The organism is Sphingomonas sp. Leaf231 (assembly GCF_001421995.1).
In the GTDB taxonomy this organism is placed as follows: Bacteria; Pseudomonadota; Alphaproteobacteria; order Sphingomonadales; family Sphingomonadaceae; genus Sphingomonas.
This window is the reverse complement of sequence record NZ_LMLS01000003.1, coordinates 325,361-338,483: the sequence shown is the minus strand read 5'-3', so window position 1 is coordinate 338,483 and position 13,123 is coordinate 325,361. Positions and strand designations below refer to the sequence as shown.

The following is a 13,123-nucleotide window of genomic DNA, read 5'->3' as shown; positions in this document are numbered from 1 at the left end:
GCTTCGCTCCGCTCGCGACGACGGAGACTACAACGGAATATTGTCATGCTTCTTCCACGGATTCTCCAGCGCCTTGCCGCGCAGCTTGCGCAGCCCCAGCGCGATCCGGCGGCGGGTGGAGTGCGGCTGGATCACCTCGTCGATGAAGCCCTTGCTCGCCGCGACGAACGGGTTGGCGAAGCGCGCCTCATATTCCGCGGTGCGCTCGGCGATCTCATCGGCCGTCCTGCCGCGGAAGATGATCTCCACTGCACCCTTTGCGCCCATCACCGCGATCTCCGCGGTCGGCCACGCATAGTTCAGGTCGCCGCGCAGGTGCTTGGACGCCATCACGTCATACGCGCCGCCGTACGCCTTGCGCGTGATGACGGTGATCTTCGGCACCGTCGCCTCGGCATAGGCGAACAACAGTTTCGCGCCATGCTTGATGATGCCGTTATGCTCCTGCGCGGTGCCGGGCAGGAAGCCGGGCACGTCGACGAAGGTCACGATCGGGATCTCGAACGCGTCGCAGAACCTTACGAAGCGCGCCGCCTTGCGACTGGAATTGATGTCCAGCACACCAGCCAGCACCATCGGCTGGTTCGCGACGACGCCGATCGTCCGCCCCTCGACCCGCCCGAAGCCGCAGATGATGTTGGCCCCATGCGCCGGCTGGATCTCGAAGAAGTCGCCTTCGTCGACAACCTTGGCGATCAGTTCGTGCATATCGTACGGCTGACTGGCGCTGGCGGGGATCAGCGTGTCGAGGCTCGGCTCGGCGCGGTCCCATGCATCGCCGGTCGGCCGTGACGGCACCCCTTCGCGGTTGGAGGACGGCAGGAAGTCGATGAAATCGCGCGCCGCCAGCAACGCCTCCACATCGTTCTCGAACGCGACATCCGCAACGCTGGTCTTGGTGGTGTGCGTCACCGCGCCGCCCAGCGCCTCCTGTGTCACCACCTCGTTGGTCACGGTCTTCACCACGTCCGGTCCGGTGACGAACATGTAGCTCGAATCCTTCACCATAAAGATGAAGTCGGTCATTGCCGGGGAGTAGACCGCGCCGCCCGCGCACGGTCCCATGATGAGGCTCAGCTGCGGCACCACGCCCGATGCCAGCACGTTGCGCTGGAACACCTCGGCATAGCCACCCAGCGACGCCACGCCTTCCTGGATGCGTGCGCCGCCAGAATCGTTGATGCCGATCACCGGCGCGCCGACCTTCATGGCCATATCCATGATCTTGCAGATCTTCTGCGCATGGCGTTCGGACAACGAGCCGCCGAAGACGGTAAAATCCTGCGAGAAGACGAACACCAGCCGGCCGTTGATCGTCCCCGATCCGGTGACCACGCCATCGCCGGGCACCACCTGATCCTGCATTCCGAAGTCGGTGCAATTGTGCTCGACGAACATGTCGAGCTCCTCGAAACTGCCCTCGTCCAGCAGCACGTCCAGCCGTTCGCGCGCGGTCAGCTTGCCCTTGGCGTGCTGCGCATCGACGCGCTTCTGCCCGCCGCCGGCTCGCGCCGCGGCGCGCCTGCTGTCCAGTTCGGCGATCGTCGACGACATAAGTTTCTCCCGGCGCGTGGCGGCCGTTGTGCCCGCCACGTCGCGCAGGGGCAAATGTGAAGTTGCGAACTTGCGAACGTGGGCGTTGCAAACGATACCCCGCAGGAATGACCGACCCATATGCTCCCCCCGCGCCGGCGGACGTGCGTATCAAGGCGCGCCTCTACGCCGGGGCGCAGTTACGCGCGCTGCGTGCCGCCGCGCACCTCAACCAGCGCGCGATGGCGGCGCGGCTGGGGGTGTCGGTCAGCTATCTGTCGCAGCTGGAGGGCGACGAACGCCCGCTCACCGCGGCAGTGACGGCGGCGCTGGCGCGGCATTTTCCCGCCGCGCTCGCCGGGATCGAGGGTGAGGCACCCGCGCGGCGGCTGGTGGCGCTCGGCCATGCGCTGGCCGATCCGGCGGTCGCGCCGCTGCCGCCCGGCGACGTCGCGCGGCTGGCGGAGGAACGGCCGGCGCTCGCCGACCGGCTGATCGCGCTGCACATGGCCAAGCGCGCCGCCGAGGAACGCGTCGCGCTGGCCGAGGAGGCGCTGACCGCCGGCGTCGGCGCGCGGCTGCCGTGGGAGGCGGTGCGTGACTGGTTTCACGAAGCGGGCAATTACATCGACCCGCTCGATCGCGCCGCGGAGGAGTGGGCGGAGCGGCACGACGCCGAAACAATGCTCGCCGCTTATGGCATCGCGCTGGCCACCGACCCGCGCGAGGATGCGCCGCTGGCGCGCTTCGACGGCGCGACGCTCCACCTCAATGCCGCGCTCCCGCCGGAAAGTCGCCGCTTCCTGATCGCCAATCGTGTCGCAGCACTGGCCTTCGCCGATCCGATCGCCGCGATCGTGGCGGGTTCGGCGCTACCCCAGCCTGAGGCGCGGCGGCTGCTGGCGATCGGCCTGGCCAATTACGCCGCGGGCGCGATGTTGATGCCCTATGCCGCGTTCCGCGCCGCCGCACGCAGCGTCCGCCACGACATCGACCGGCTGTCGCGCCGCTTCGGCACCAGCTTCGAACAGGCGTGCCACCGGCTGTCGACGCTGCAACGCCCCGGCGCGGAGGGTATTCCGTTCTATTTCTGCCGGGTCGATATGGCGGGCAACATCACCAAGCGTCACTCGGCCACGCGGCTGCAATTCGCGCGGTTTGGCGGTGCCTGCCCATTGTGGCACGTCCACGAAGCGGTCGCGATCCCCGACCGCATCCTCGTGCAGCATGCCGAGACGCCCGATGGCGTCCGCTACGTCTCGATGGCGAAAGGACTGGTGAAGCCGTCGGGGCGCTTCGCGCGGATGCCGCGCCGCTATGCGGTGGCGCTGGGGTGCGAGGCCGCGCATGCCGCCGACTTCGTCTATGCCGACGCGGTCGATCCGCGCAGCCCGACACCGATCGGGATCAGTTGCCGGCTATGCCCGCGCGCCGATTGCGACCAGCGCGCCTTCCCGCCCACCGACCGCGCGATTGCGGTGGAGGGCGATGTGCGCGGGGTGGTGCCGTACCGGGTGATCTGACGTGGCATGACGTAAGCCGGACCCGGCGCGGCCCGATCCGGCGCTGGATCGCGTCGCTGCGCTCGCGATGACGAGCCGGCGCGCCCCTACTTCCGCTCCCACGCCTTCGCGCCACCGATCCACGTTTCCAGCACCTTCGTCTGCCGCAGATCGACGGCGGCGGCGGTGGTCGGGTCGCGGTCGAGCAGCAGGAAGTCGGCGCGCTGGCCGGGAGCGAGAATGCCGAATTTCTGCTCGGCGAACCCCGCGAAGCTCGCGCCGCCGGTGAATGCCCACCACGCCTGTTCGCGTGTCACGGCCTGTTCGGGATGCCAGCCACCCGCCGGCTGTCCGTCCGCATCGATGCGCGTGAACGCGGCGGCCCAGCCCGCCCATGGATCGGGACGCTCCACCGGAAAGTCGGACCCGAACGCCAGCGCCGCGCCGTCGTCCAGCAGCGTCTTCCACGCATAGGCGCCCGCCAGCCGCGCCGGTCCCAGCCGCGCTTCGGCCATTACCCGGTCGCTGGTCTGATGGGTCGGCTGCATCGAGGCGATGATGCCGTATTTGCCGAACGCGCCCATGTCGGCGGCGTCGACCACCTGCGCATGTTCGATCCGCCAGCGGCGATCGCCCTTGTAGGTCTGCGACAGTTCGGCGATCGCGTCCAGCACCTGGCTGTCGGCGCGGTCGCCGATCGCATGGACCGCGATCTGGTACCCGTCCATCGCCGCCCGGCTCATGATGTTCTGCAACTGGTCGTCCGTCAGGAACCCCAGCCCGCGCTGCCCCGGCGCATCGGCATAATCGGCCTTCAGCCACGCGCCGCGCGACCCCAGCGCGCCGTCGGCATACAGCTTCACGCCTTCCAGCCGCAGCCGGTCGTCGTACAGCCACGGCGTCGGCCCGGTCCCGCCGATCGCCACGGCGGTGTCGATCCCCATGCCGTACGACATGATCCGCACGCGCAACGCGCCGATGTCGCCCATCCGGCGATAGGTCATCCAGTCATCGATGCTGGTGCCCATGTCGGCCACCGCGGTGACGCCGTTGCCCAGCAGGATCGACTGCGCCTTCAGGAAGGCGGCGGTACGGTCCTTGGGGCTGACGCGCGGCACGACCCGCTCGACCAGATCCTTCGCCCGATCCACCAGCACGCCCAGCGGCTTTTCGATCCGCCCGCCGGCCGGGGAGGCGGTAGCGGCGGTGACGCCGGCCAGCTTCAACGCCGCGCCATTGGCCCAGCCAGCGTGCCCGTCCGCGCGCGCCAGCCACACCGGGCGGTCGCCGACGACCGCATCGAGATCGGCGGCGGTGGGGAAACGCCCCAGTTTCCACGCCTCCTGGTTCCAGCCACGCCCGACGATCCACTGCCGTTCCGGATTGGCGCGGGCATAAGCGGCGATCTTCGCCTTCGCCTCCTCCAGCGAACGGGTGTCGGACAGGTCCAGCGACAATGCCGCCAGCCCCAGTTCGACGACATGGCCGTGCGCATCGATCATGCCCGGCACCAGCACGCGGCCCTTCATGTCCGCACGCCAGTCGTACCGCGGACCGGGGTTCTTCTTGGTGCGTTTGGGCGGTTCCTCGTCGGGCGCGATCAGGCGGACGACCTTGCCCTGCGCGTCGATCACCATCGCCTTGAAGCGCACCACCTGCCGGTCGCGGTTCAGCGTCACGCCCTTGACGTTGTCGATCAGCGCGTCGGCTCCCGCCGTCGCGGCAGCGGAGAGGCCGGCAAGCGCGCTCAGCGCGGCGGTCAGATGGCGTCGGTTCATGTCCGCTGCCATATGGCGGCGGCGGGCTTTTGGCGAGGGGGCGGACGATGCGAAACCTGTTGGCGGGCGTGGCGATGCTGATGGCGGCGGTGCCGGCGGCCGCGACCCCGCGGAACGATGCGCGCGGGGCGATGGCGCGCAAGACGCCGGCGCTGGATTTCTCCTATCGCTACCCGCCGGCCGCCGCGCGGCTCGCGCCGCTGCGCCGATGGCTGGATGCCGATCGCGCCCGTTTTCGCGCGGATGCCGTGCGCGACGCGACCGCCGACGAGCGCGAACGCGGTAGCGGCATCCCCTTCCACCAACATGTCGCGACGCGCGAGTGGAAGGTGGTGACCGAAACCGCGCGGCTGCTCAGCATGTCGGGCGAAACCTACCGCTTCACCGGCGGTGCGCATGGCGGCACGCTGCTGGAGGCGCTGGTGTGGGACAAGACCCGCGCCACCCGTGTCGATCCGCGCGCGATGTTCGCCTCCCCCGCCGCGCTCCAGCGCGTGTGGGGCGCGACATGGTGCGCCCGGCTGAAGGCGGAACGCACGGGCCGGCTGCAAGGCGCGCCCGGTGCCGACGACATCTTTCCCTGCCCGCCGGTCGCGGCACTGACGCTCTTGCCCGGCTCGACGGACGGGCGCGCGATCGACCGCATCGGACTGGTCGCCGGCCAATATGTGGCCGGTTCCTATGCAGAGGGGATGTATGAGATCACGCTGCCGGTCACCCCGGCACTGCTGGCGATCGTAAGGCCGCAATGGCGCGGCGTATTCGCGCCGGGCCGCTGACGCGGGCCTTATCCCGGCAGACGCCGCACCAGCGCGCTGGTATCCTGCCGCGCGCCGCCCATCGCCTGCACCTCGGCATAGAACTGGTCGACCAGCGCGGTCATCGGCAGCACCGCGCCGTTCACCTGCGCCTCGGCCAGCGCCAGCCCGAGATCCTTTCGCATCCAGTCGATCGCGAAGCCGAAATCGAACCGGTCCTCCGCCATCGTCGGCCAGCGGTTGACCATCTGCCAGCTTTGCGCCGCGCCGCCCGACACCGCCTCCAGCACCTTGTCGAGGTCCAGCCCGCTCTTCTGCGCGAACCGCAAACCCTCCGCCACGCCTTGCAACACGCCGGCGATGCAGATCTGGTTGACCATCTTGGTCTGCTGCCCCGCACCCGCTTCGCCGACATGGACGATCCGGGCGGCATAGGCCTGCATCACCGGATGCGCCTTCGCCAGCGCGGCGGCCGAACCGCCGCACATGATCGACAGCTTGCCCGATTCGGCCCCCGCCTGCCCGCCCGATACCGGCGCGTCCAGCACCAGCGCGCGCGCGGCCGCCAGCCGCCGCGCGATATCGGCGGAAACGGTGGTATGATCGACGAACACCGCATCCTCGCGCATCGTCGCGAACGCGCCGTCGGTGCCCAGCGTCACCTGTTCCAGGTCGGCGTCGTTGCCGACGCAGGTCACCACCGCCTCCGCGCCCCGCGCCGCCGCCGCCGGCGTATCGGCCACCGCCAGCCCGGTCGCCTCCGCCTTGGCGCGGGTGCGGTTGTAGACGGTGACGTCGTGCCCGGCCGCGGCCAGGTGCTTCGCCATGGGGGCGCCCATCACGCCGGTGCCGATGAATGCGATCTTCATGATGTGGTTACCTATGCTGACCCGGTACAAGCGGCAACCATGGCCGGGTGTTCCTTTAACGGCGACGATCCGCTACGTCGCCGCCATGGCCACACAGCTCGCGTCCGCCCCCGACCTGCCCGTCTCGATCGAGGACGTGCGCGCCGCGCAGATGCGGATCGGCGACAAGATCGTACGCACGCCGACGCTGGTCAGCCAGACGCTGTCGGCGATGACCGGCGCGAAGGTGTTCCTGAAGTTCGAGAATCTGCAATTCACCGCCGCCTACAAGGAACGCGGCGCGCTCAACACGCTGCTGCAACTCTCCGACGAGGCGCGCGCCAAGGGCGTGATCGCGGCGTCGGCCGGCAACCATGCGCAGGGGCTGGCCTATCACGCCAACCGACTGGGCGTGCCCGCGACGATCGTGATGCCGCGCAACACGCCGGTCGTGAAGGTGGTGCAGACGCAGGGCCACGGCGCGACGGTCATCCTCGAAGGCGACACGTTCGACGCCGCCTACGCGCATGCCCGCGTGCAGGAGGCGCAGTGCGGCTTCACCTTCGTCCACCCCTTCGACGATCCGCGCATCATCGCCGGACAGGGCACGGTCGCGCTGGAGATGCTCGCCGATCATCCGGAGATCGACACGCTGATCGTGCCGATCGGCGGGGGCGGGCTGATCTCCGGCATGGCGACGGTCGCGCGCGCCGCCGGCCGCCCGATCGAGGTCGTCGGCGTCGAGGCGGAACTCTATCCGTCGATGTACAACCGCATCAACGGCACCGACATGCCGTGCGCGGGGGACACGCTGGCAGAGGGGATCGCGGTCAAGGAACCCGGCGGCATCACGTCGCAGATGGTGGCGCGGATCGTCGACGACATCGTGCTCGTATCCGAACGGTCGCTGGAGGAAGCGGTCAGCCTGCTGCTCCAGATCGAAAAGACCGTGGTCGAGGGGGCCGGCGCCGCCGGTCTCGCCGCGCTGCTGGCGCATCCGGAACGCTTCCGTGGTCGCACGGTGGGCATCGTGCTGTGCGGCGGCAACATCGACACCCGGCTGCTCGCCAACGTGCTGCTGCGCGATCTCGCGCGGTCGGGCCGGCTGGCGCGGCTGCGGCTGCGGCTGCAGGATCAGCCGGGCGCGCTCTACAACGTGATGCGCGTGTTCGACCGCGAACGGGTGAACATCATCGAAATCTACCACCAGCGCGTGTTCACCACCCTGCCGGCCAAGGGCCTTATCACCGACATCGAGTGCGAGTCGCGCGACCGCGCGCACCTCGATCGACTGATGACCGGCCTGCGCGAGGCCGGGTACGAGGTGAGCACCGTCGAACTGGCATGATCGTCGCATCGGCGTTTTCATGGTAAAGCGGCTTTTCACCGCGCGCGCTTCATCTCATATGAAGCCTTGGTCAGGCATGGGGCGGGACATGGACGGGCGCGGCACATGGCATGATCGGAAGGGTGGGGCGGCATGACCGCGCCGTTCCGTTTCCCGCGCTTCTTCGTAACCAGTCCGCAGCCGTGCCCGTATCTGCCCGGCCGGCAGGAACGCAAGGTGTTCACCGAGCTGTCCGGCCCCAACGCCACCGAACTGAACGATGCGCTGGGCCGGATCGGGTTTCGCCGCAGCCAGTCGGTCGCGTATCGCCCCAGTTGCGCGGGATGCACCGCCTGCGTGTCGGTACGGGTCTGCGCGCACGCGTTCCAGCCGAACGCGACGCAGCGCAAGCTGGTGCGCCGCCACGCGGACCTCGATGTCTCCGCATGTCGGCCATGGGCGACCGACGAGCAATATACGCTGATGCGCCGCTACCTTTCGGCGCGCCATCCCGGCGGCGGCATGGCGGCGATGGACGAAAGCGACTTCGCCGACATGGTCGAACATTCGCCGGTCAATTCGGTGATCGTCGAATACCGGGAGCCGTCGAACGGCGGCCGGCCGGGCCGGCTCGTCGGCTGCTGCCTGACCGATCGGCAGGCCGACGGGCTGTCGATGGTCTACAGCTTCTTCGACACCGATCAGGACGCGCGCCCCGCGCTGGGCAATTACATCATCCTCGATCATATCACTCGCGCCCGCGCGGCGACGCTGCCCTACGTCTATCTCGGCTATTGGGTGCAGGGTTCGGCGCGCATGGCCTACAAGACGCGCTATCGTCCGATCGAGATGCTCGGCCCGAACGGCTGGGTGCTGATACCGGAGGATACGGCAGAGCCGGTGCCGACACCCGCATGACCGGATGGTCATCCCGGCCCTGATCCGTGGCCGGTATTTGCCGGCTCCTTCGGAAAGCAACAATCGCGCGACGCGAAACGGGTTGTTTGAAGACGGCCTTCGACGTCGCGATCCGCCGTCGCCCCAGTTTCCGCGCGCGGCGGAAGTTGAGATCGCACGGCAAGCAAGGGATCATGCTCCATGACGGAAGCATGATCGCCGGATCGACGACGCAAATGACCCCGCCGTCGCGGCGACGACAGCACCGTACGCGAAAAGTCGCATCGACCGCGTGTCGTCGTGATATGCTCCCGTCGTTATCCGGGGGGAAACATCATGGCATCCGTATTCATCGACCGGTCCGGCGCGGCCAACCAGCGCTTTTTCCTGAAGCTTGCGGTGGCGATGGCGCTGGTCATCTTCATCGGCTTCTCGCTGCAATGGCTGATGGGCCGATCCACTTTCGCGATGCCGGCCGCCGTGCATGTCCACGCGCTGCTGTTCATCGGCTGGACCGTGCTGTTCGTCGTGCAGACCACCTTTGCGGGTCGCCGGGACCGGACGCTGCATCGTAGACTGGGCTGGGTCGGCGCGCTCTGGGCCACGGTGATGGTGATCGTCGGCATCTATACCACGGCGATGATGGTGCGGCGCGGTGCGGCCCCCTTCTTCTTCACGCCAGCCTATTTCCTCTGCATGAACACGCTGTTCGTGGCGGGGTTCGGCGCGCTGGTCGCCGCCGCGATCGTCCTGCGACGGCGGACCGAATGGCACCGGCGGCTGATGATCTGCGCGATGGCGATCCTGACCGGGCCGGCATTCGGGCGTATCCTGCCGATGCCGCTGTTGATCCCGTGGGCGGCGTGGTTCGTGACGGCCGCGGTGCTGCTGTTTCCGCTCGCTGGCATGATCGCCGATCTTCGTCGCGACCGGCGCGTCCATCGCGCGTGGTGGTGGGGTGCAGGCACGATCGTCGCGATCCACGTTTCGATCGGTGTCGTCGCCGAGAGCGCGCCGGGGCTGGCGCTTTACCGGCTGGTGGTTGGCGGTGGTGCCGGGGCCGATGTGTCACCCCTCGCCTATCCGCCGTTCCCGCCGCTGTAGTGCCCGCGCGGGGCCCTCACGCCTCGCCGACGACCTGCACCTCTACGTCCAGGCTTTCGCGCCCCTCGCCCAGCCGCGATCCCGCCACCGGGGAGCAACCCGCCGCGTCCAGCGCCACCGCGACGCGCACGTGATGTTCCTCGGGCGTGATGCCCAGCGTCGGGTCGAATGCCACCCAGCCGGTTCCGTCGATCCACCCGTCGGCCCAGCCGTGCGGGGTCGGATGGCCGCCGTCCTGCAGCACGTCGCAATAACCGGTGACGTAGCGCGCCGGGACGCCGGCCGCCCGGGCGGCGGCGACGAACAGCTGCGCCATGTCGCGCGCGGTCGCGGTCTCGCGCGCGAACGCGGCGGTGGCGGTCAGCCCCGGTTCGGGCCGCCCGCCGACGATCGCGAAGCGATCGCGCAGCGCGTTGCCAAGTGCATGGAGCGCATCTGCCGATTTCTGCCCGCCGGTCGCTTCCTGCGCGAACGCCGCCAACGCCGCCTCGGCCTGCGTCGCGGGCGTGCTGCGCAGATAGAGTGCCGGGGCCAGCGGCTCGAACGTGCCGTGCAACACCCCGCCCGATGCGCTGGTCACCACCTCGCCCGATACGGTGATCTCGATGTCGTCCAGCGGCCCTTCGGCATAGAGCATGGTGGTCAGGTTGCCGAAGCCGTCGCGATGCTCGCGCAGCCGCGCGTCGCAATCGACCGCGATGTTCCATTCCGCCACCGTCTGGTCGTGGGTGTTGCGCGGCGTCATCCGCAACAGCTGCACGATCCGCCCCTGCGGCGCCGTGAAGCGATAGGTGGTGCGATGGTCGATGGTCAGGCGCATGGGGATGGTACTCTGTTTCGCGGGGTCGGCACGAATGCATCATCATGCCGGGCAGCAAGACGGCGCGACGATCCGGACCATCGCGCGCCTTGTCCCGGCATCGCTCAGTGGAACTTGAACTGCCGCCCGATCGCATCGTGCAAATGCGCATTCTCGACGATCAACGCGCGCAGGTGCTGGTGCAGCCCGGCGGCGATCACGTCGCCGGTGCGGGTTCGCGCCACCCGCGCCTGTCGCGTGCGCGCCATCCGGTCCGCCTCGCCTTGCGTCCCGCTCGCACGCGCCAACGCGGTCAGCGCCGCCACCGTCTCCTCGGTGGAGGCAGCCAGGCTGCGCGGCAATTCGGCGCGGCTCAGCAACAGGTCGATGACGTTGGTGGGGTTCAGCCCATCGGTGTAGAGCCAGCGGAACGCGGTGACCGCCGAGACGGTCTGCAGGATCGTCGTCCACTGGTCGCGATCGACCGTCCCGCCCACCCGCTCGCCCTCGGGCAGCAGAATGTGGTATTTGACGTCGAGCAGCCGGGCGGTGTTGTCGGTGCGCTCCACCGCCTGGCCCAGCCGGATGAACGACGTGGTCTTGTTGCGCAGCATCCGGTGCACCGCGCCCTCGAACCCGCGCGTCTCGGCCTTGACCGCGTCGACCACCGCCAGCGTCGCGGTGGGGTCCAAACGCCCCATCCGCTGATCGAAGATCAACCACGCGCCATTGATCGCCTGCCACGCCTCGCGGCTCAGCGCGGTGCGCACCGCCCGCGCATTGTCGCGCGCCATCGCCAGACAGCGCAGGATCGAGCCGGGGTGGGTGCTGCTCGCCAGCAGGAAGTGCACCACCTCCTCGCGCGTCAGTTCGGCGTCGCCGGCGGCGAATGCCTCGGTCGTCTCGCTGACCGCCAGCGCGGTGCGCCACGCGTCCTCGCCCGCCGACCGGGTGGACAGCACGTCGAGGCGCAGCGTCGCCTCGACCAGCCGGGCGAGGAAATCGGCGCGCTCGACATAGCGGCCCAGCCAGTAGAGCGAGGTGGCGGTACGGCTCAGCATCAGAATGCCCCCCCGCCCAGCGTCTGCGTCATGCCACCCATCGTCTGGGTCATCGCGCCCGTCGTCCGGGTCATCCCGCCGCTTTGCTCCATCAGCACGAAGCTGTCCTTCGTCCCGCCGCCCTGCGACGAATTGACCACCAGCGACCCCTCGCGCAGCGCGACGCGGGTCAGTCCGCCCGGCACAACCTGCACGCCCTTCGCGCCGCTCAGCACGAACGGGCGGAAATCGACGTGGCGTGGCGCCACCCCCTGCTCCACCAGCGTCGGCACCGTCGACAACGCCAGCGTCGGTTGCGCGATATAGCGTTCGGGGTGGGCGATCAGCGCCTCGCGGAACCGCTCGATCTCCGCCGACGATGCGGTCGGGCCGACCAGCATCCCGTAACCGCCCGACCCGTCGACCAGCTTCACCACCAGTTCGCCGAGATGCTCCAGCACGTATTTCAGCGCCTGCGGTTCGCGGCACCGGTACGTCTCGACATTGGGCAGCCGCGCGGCACCGCCCGAATAATAGCGGACGATTTCGGGCATGTAGCTATAGATCGCCTTGTCGTCGGCGATGCCGTTGCCTGGCGCATTGATGATCGCGACATTGCCCGCCGCGTAAGCCGCGATCAGCCCCGGGACGCCCAGCATCGAATCGGGGCGGAACACCAGCGGATCGAGGTAGTCGTCATCGACACGGCGATAGATCACGTCGACGCGCACCCGCCCCTCGATCGTGCGCATATAGACGACGTCGTCGTCGACGACGAGGTCAGCGGCCTCGACCAGCTCGATACCCATCGAATCGGCCAGGAAACTGTGTTCGTAATAGGCTGAATTATAATGTCCGGGCGTCAACACCACGCAGGTCGGCCGTCCGCCGCACCCGCGCGGCGCGACCGACCGCATCGTTTCCAGCAATTGATCGGGATAGCTGTCGACCGCCGCGACGCGGAAGTTGGAGAACAGCTCCGGACACAGCCGCACCATCGCCTCGCGATTCTCCAGCATGTAGCTGACGCCGGACGGCGTGCGTGCGTTGTCCTCCAGCACGAAGAAATCGTCGGGGCCGGTGCGGACGAGGTCGATGCCGCAAATATGCGCCCACACGTCATGCGGCGGGCGGATGCCGGCGATCTCGGGGCGGAATTGCGCATTGCCCAGCACCAGGTCGGCGGGAAGCACGCCGTCACGCAGGATCTTCTGTTCGCCGTAGATATCGACCAGGAATGCGTTGATCGCGTCGACGCGCTGGACCAGCCCTTCGGACAGGCGCGCCCATTCGTCCGCCAGGAACACGCGGGGCACGATGTCGAACGGGATGATCCGCTCGCTCGCCTCGCTCTCGCCGTATACCGCGAAGGTGATGCCGAGCTGGCGGAACGTCGTTTCCGCGGATTGCTGGCGGCGGCGCAGCTCCTCCTCGGGCGTGTCGGTCAGCCACCGGCACAATTCCCGCAACTCGGGGCGTGCGCCATCGGCGTCGCTTGCCCCCATGATTTCGTCGAACGCGATTTTCCCCATCGATG

At 68.7% G+C, this 13,123-nt stretch carries 11 protein-coding genes; 5 read left to right on the top strand and 6 right to left on the bottom strand.

Annotated features, from left to right (window positions below; genetic code table 11):
• Window positions 1-27: 27 nt before the first annotated feature.
• Window positions 28-1,554, bottom strand: a complete 1,527-nt coding sequence (locus tag ASE95_RS12780) for an acyl-CoA carboxylase subunit beta (protein ID WP_056636729.1) — start codon at window positions 1,552-1,554, stop codon at window positions 28-30.
• 107 nt (window positions 1,555-1,661) lie between these two features.
• Here ASE95_RS12780 and ASE95_RS12775 point away from each other — a divergent pair, with 107 nt between their 5' ends.
• A complete protein-coding gene (locus ASE95_RS12775) occupies window positions 1,662-3,056 on the top strand; it encodes a helix-turn-helix domain-containing protein (RefSeq protein WP_056636727.1) in 1,395 nt (464 codons plus the stop codon).
• Window positions 3,057-3,142: 86 nt separating this feature from the next.
• Here the strand turns inward: ASE95_RS12775 and ASE95_RS12770 are convergent, their stop codons facing one another.
• Window positions 3,143-4,813: an amidohydrolase gene (locus ASE95_RS12770; RefSeq protein ID WP_056636953.1), complete on the bottom strand. Its 1,671-nt coding sequence runs from the start codon at window positions 4,811-4,813 to the stop codon at window positions 3,143-3,145.
• Window positions 4,814-4,860: 47 nt separating this feature from the next.
• Here ASE95_RS12770 and ASE95_RS12765 point away from each other — a divergent pair, with 47 nt between their 5' ends.
• Window positions 4,861-5,592: a PdaC/SigV domain-containing protein gene (locus ASE95_RS12765; protein ID WP_056636724.1), complete on the top strand. Its 732-nt coding sequence runs from the start codon at window positions 4,861-4,863 to the stop codon at window positions 5,590-5,592.
• Between the two features lie 8 nt (window positions 5,593-5,600).
• Here ASE95_RS12765 and ASE95_RS12760 read toward each other — a convergent pair whose 3' ends face one another.
• Window positions 5,601-6,443: an NAD(P)-dependent oxidoreductase gene (locus ASE95_RS12760; RefSeq protein ID WP_156348037.1), complete on the bottom strand. Its 843-nt coding sequence runs from the start codon at window positions 6,441-6,443 to the stop codon at window positions 5,601-5,603.
• A gap of 82 nt (window positions 6,444-6,525) precedes the next feature.
• Between ASE95_RS12760 and ASE95_RS12755 the strand changes: the two genes are divergently transcribed.
• From ASE95_RS12755 to ASE95_RS12745, 3 genes are all read left to right on the top strand, one after another.
• Window positions 6,526-7,767, top strand: a complete 1,242-nt coding sequence (locus ASE95_RS12755; protein ID WP_056636950.1) for a threonine ammonia-lyase — start codon at window positions 6,526-6,528, stop codon at window positions 7,765-7,767.
• 132 nt (window positions 7,768-7,899) lie between these two features.
• On the top strand, window positions 7,900-8,664 hold the full coding sequence (locus tag ASE95_RS12750; protein ID WP_056636720.1) for an arginyltransferase: 765 nt from the start codon (window positions 7,900-7,902) through the stop codon (window positions 8,662-8,664).
• 315 nt (window positions 8,665-8,979) lie between these two features.
• Complete coding sequence (locus tag ASE95_RS12745; protein WP_056636717.1) at window positions 8,980-9,747, top strand: hypothetical protein; 768 nt, start codon at window positions 8,980-8,982, stop codon at window positions 9,745-9,747.
• A 16-nt stretch (window positions 9,748-9,763) separates the two neighbouring features.
• Here ASE95_RS12745 and ASE95_RS12740 read toward each other — a convergent pair whose 3' ends face one another.
• The 3 genes from ASE95_RS12740 to ASE95_RS12730 all read right to left on the bottom strand — a co-directional run bounded on the left by ASE95_RS12740 (window position 9,764) and on the right by ASE95_RS12730 (window position 13,118).
• Window positions 9,764-10,567 carry a transglutaminase N-terminal domain-containing protein gene (locus ASE95_RS12740; protein ID WP_056636715.1) on the bottom strand — a complete coding sequence of 268 codons (804 nt, stop codon included), beginning with the start codon at window positions 10,565-10,567 and terminating at the stop codon, window positions 9,764-9,766.
• A 104-nt stretch (window positions 10,568-10,671) separates the two neighbouring features.
• Window positions 10,672-11,607, bottom strand: coding sequence for an alpha-E domain-containing protein (locus tag ASE95_RS12735; protein ID WP_056636713.1), 936 nt, complete (start codon window positions 11,605-11,607; stop codon window positions 10,672-10,674).
• Complete coding sequence (locus ASE95_RS12730) at window positions 11,607-13,118, bottom strand: circularly permuted type 2 ATP-grasp protein (RefSeq protein ID WP_056636946.1); 1,512 nt, start codon at window positions 13,116-13,118, stop codon at window positions 11,607-11,609. Before ASE95_RS12730 ends, ASE95_RS12735 begins: the two co-directional genes overlap by 1 nt.
• Window positions 13,119-13,123 lie beyond the last annotated feature (5 nt).

Excerpts from the sequence above, each read along its gene's own strand:
- ASE95_RS12780 (WP_056636729.1), bottom strand. The coding sequence starts at position 1,554 with ATGTCGTCGACGATCGCCGAACTGGACAGCAGGCGCGCCGCGGCGCGA.
- ASE95_RS12750 (WP_056636720.1), top strand. The coding sequence starts at position 7,900 with ATGACCGCGCCGTTCCGTTTCCCGCGCTTCTTCGTAACCAGTCCGCAG.
- ASE95_RS12740 (WP_056636715.1), bottom strand. The coding sequence starts at position 10,567 with ATGCGCCTGACCATCGACCATCGCACCACCTATCGCTTCACGGCGCCG.
- ASE95_RS12745 (WP_056636717.1), top strand. The coding sequence starts at position 8,980 with ATGGCATCCGTATTCATCGACCGGTCCGGCGCGGCCAACCAGCGCTTT.
- ASE95_RS12735 (WP_056636713.1), bottom strand. The coding sequence starts at position 11,607 with ATGCTGAGCCGTACCGCCACCTCGCTCTACTGGCTGGGCCGCTATGTC.
- ASE95_RS12770 (WP_056636953.1), bottom strand. The coding sequence starts at position 4,813 with ATGAACCGACGCCATCTGACCGCCGCGCTGAGCGCGCTTGCCGGCCTC.
- ASE95_RS12730 (WP_056636946.1), bottom strand. The coding sequence starts at position 13,118 with ATGGGGAAAATCGCGTTCGACGAAATCATGGGGGCAAGCGACGCCGAT.
- ASE95_RS12765 (WP_056636724.1), top strand. The coding sequence starts at position 4,861 with ATGCGAAACCTGTTGGCGGGCGTGGCGATGCTGATGGCGGCGGTGCCG.
- ASE95_RS12775 (WP_056636727.1), top strand. The coding sequence starts at position 1,662 with ATGACCGACCCATATGCTCCCCCCGCGCCGGCGGACGTGCGTATCAAG.
- ASE95_RS12755 (WP_056636950.1), top strand. The coding sequence starts at position 6,526 with ATGGCCACACAGCTCGCGTCCGCCCCCGACCTGCCCGTCTCGATCGAG.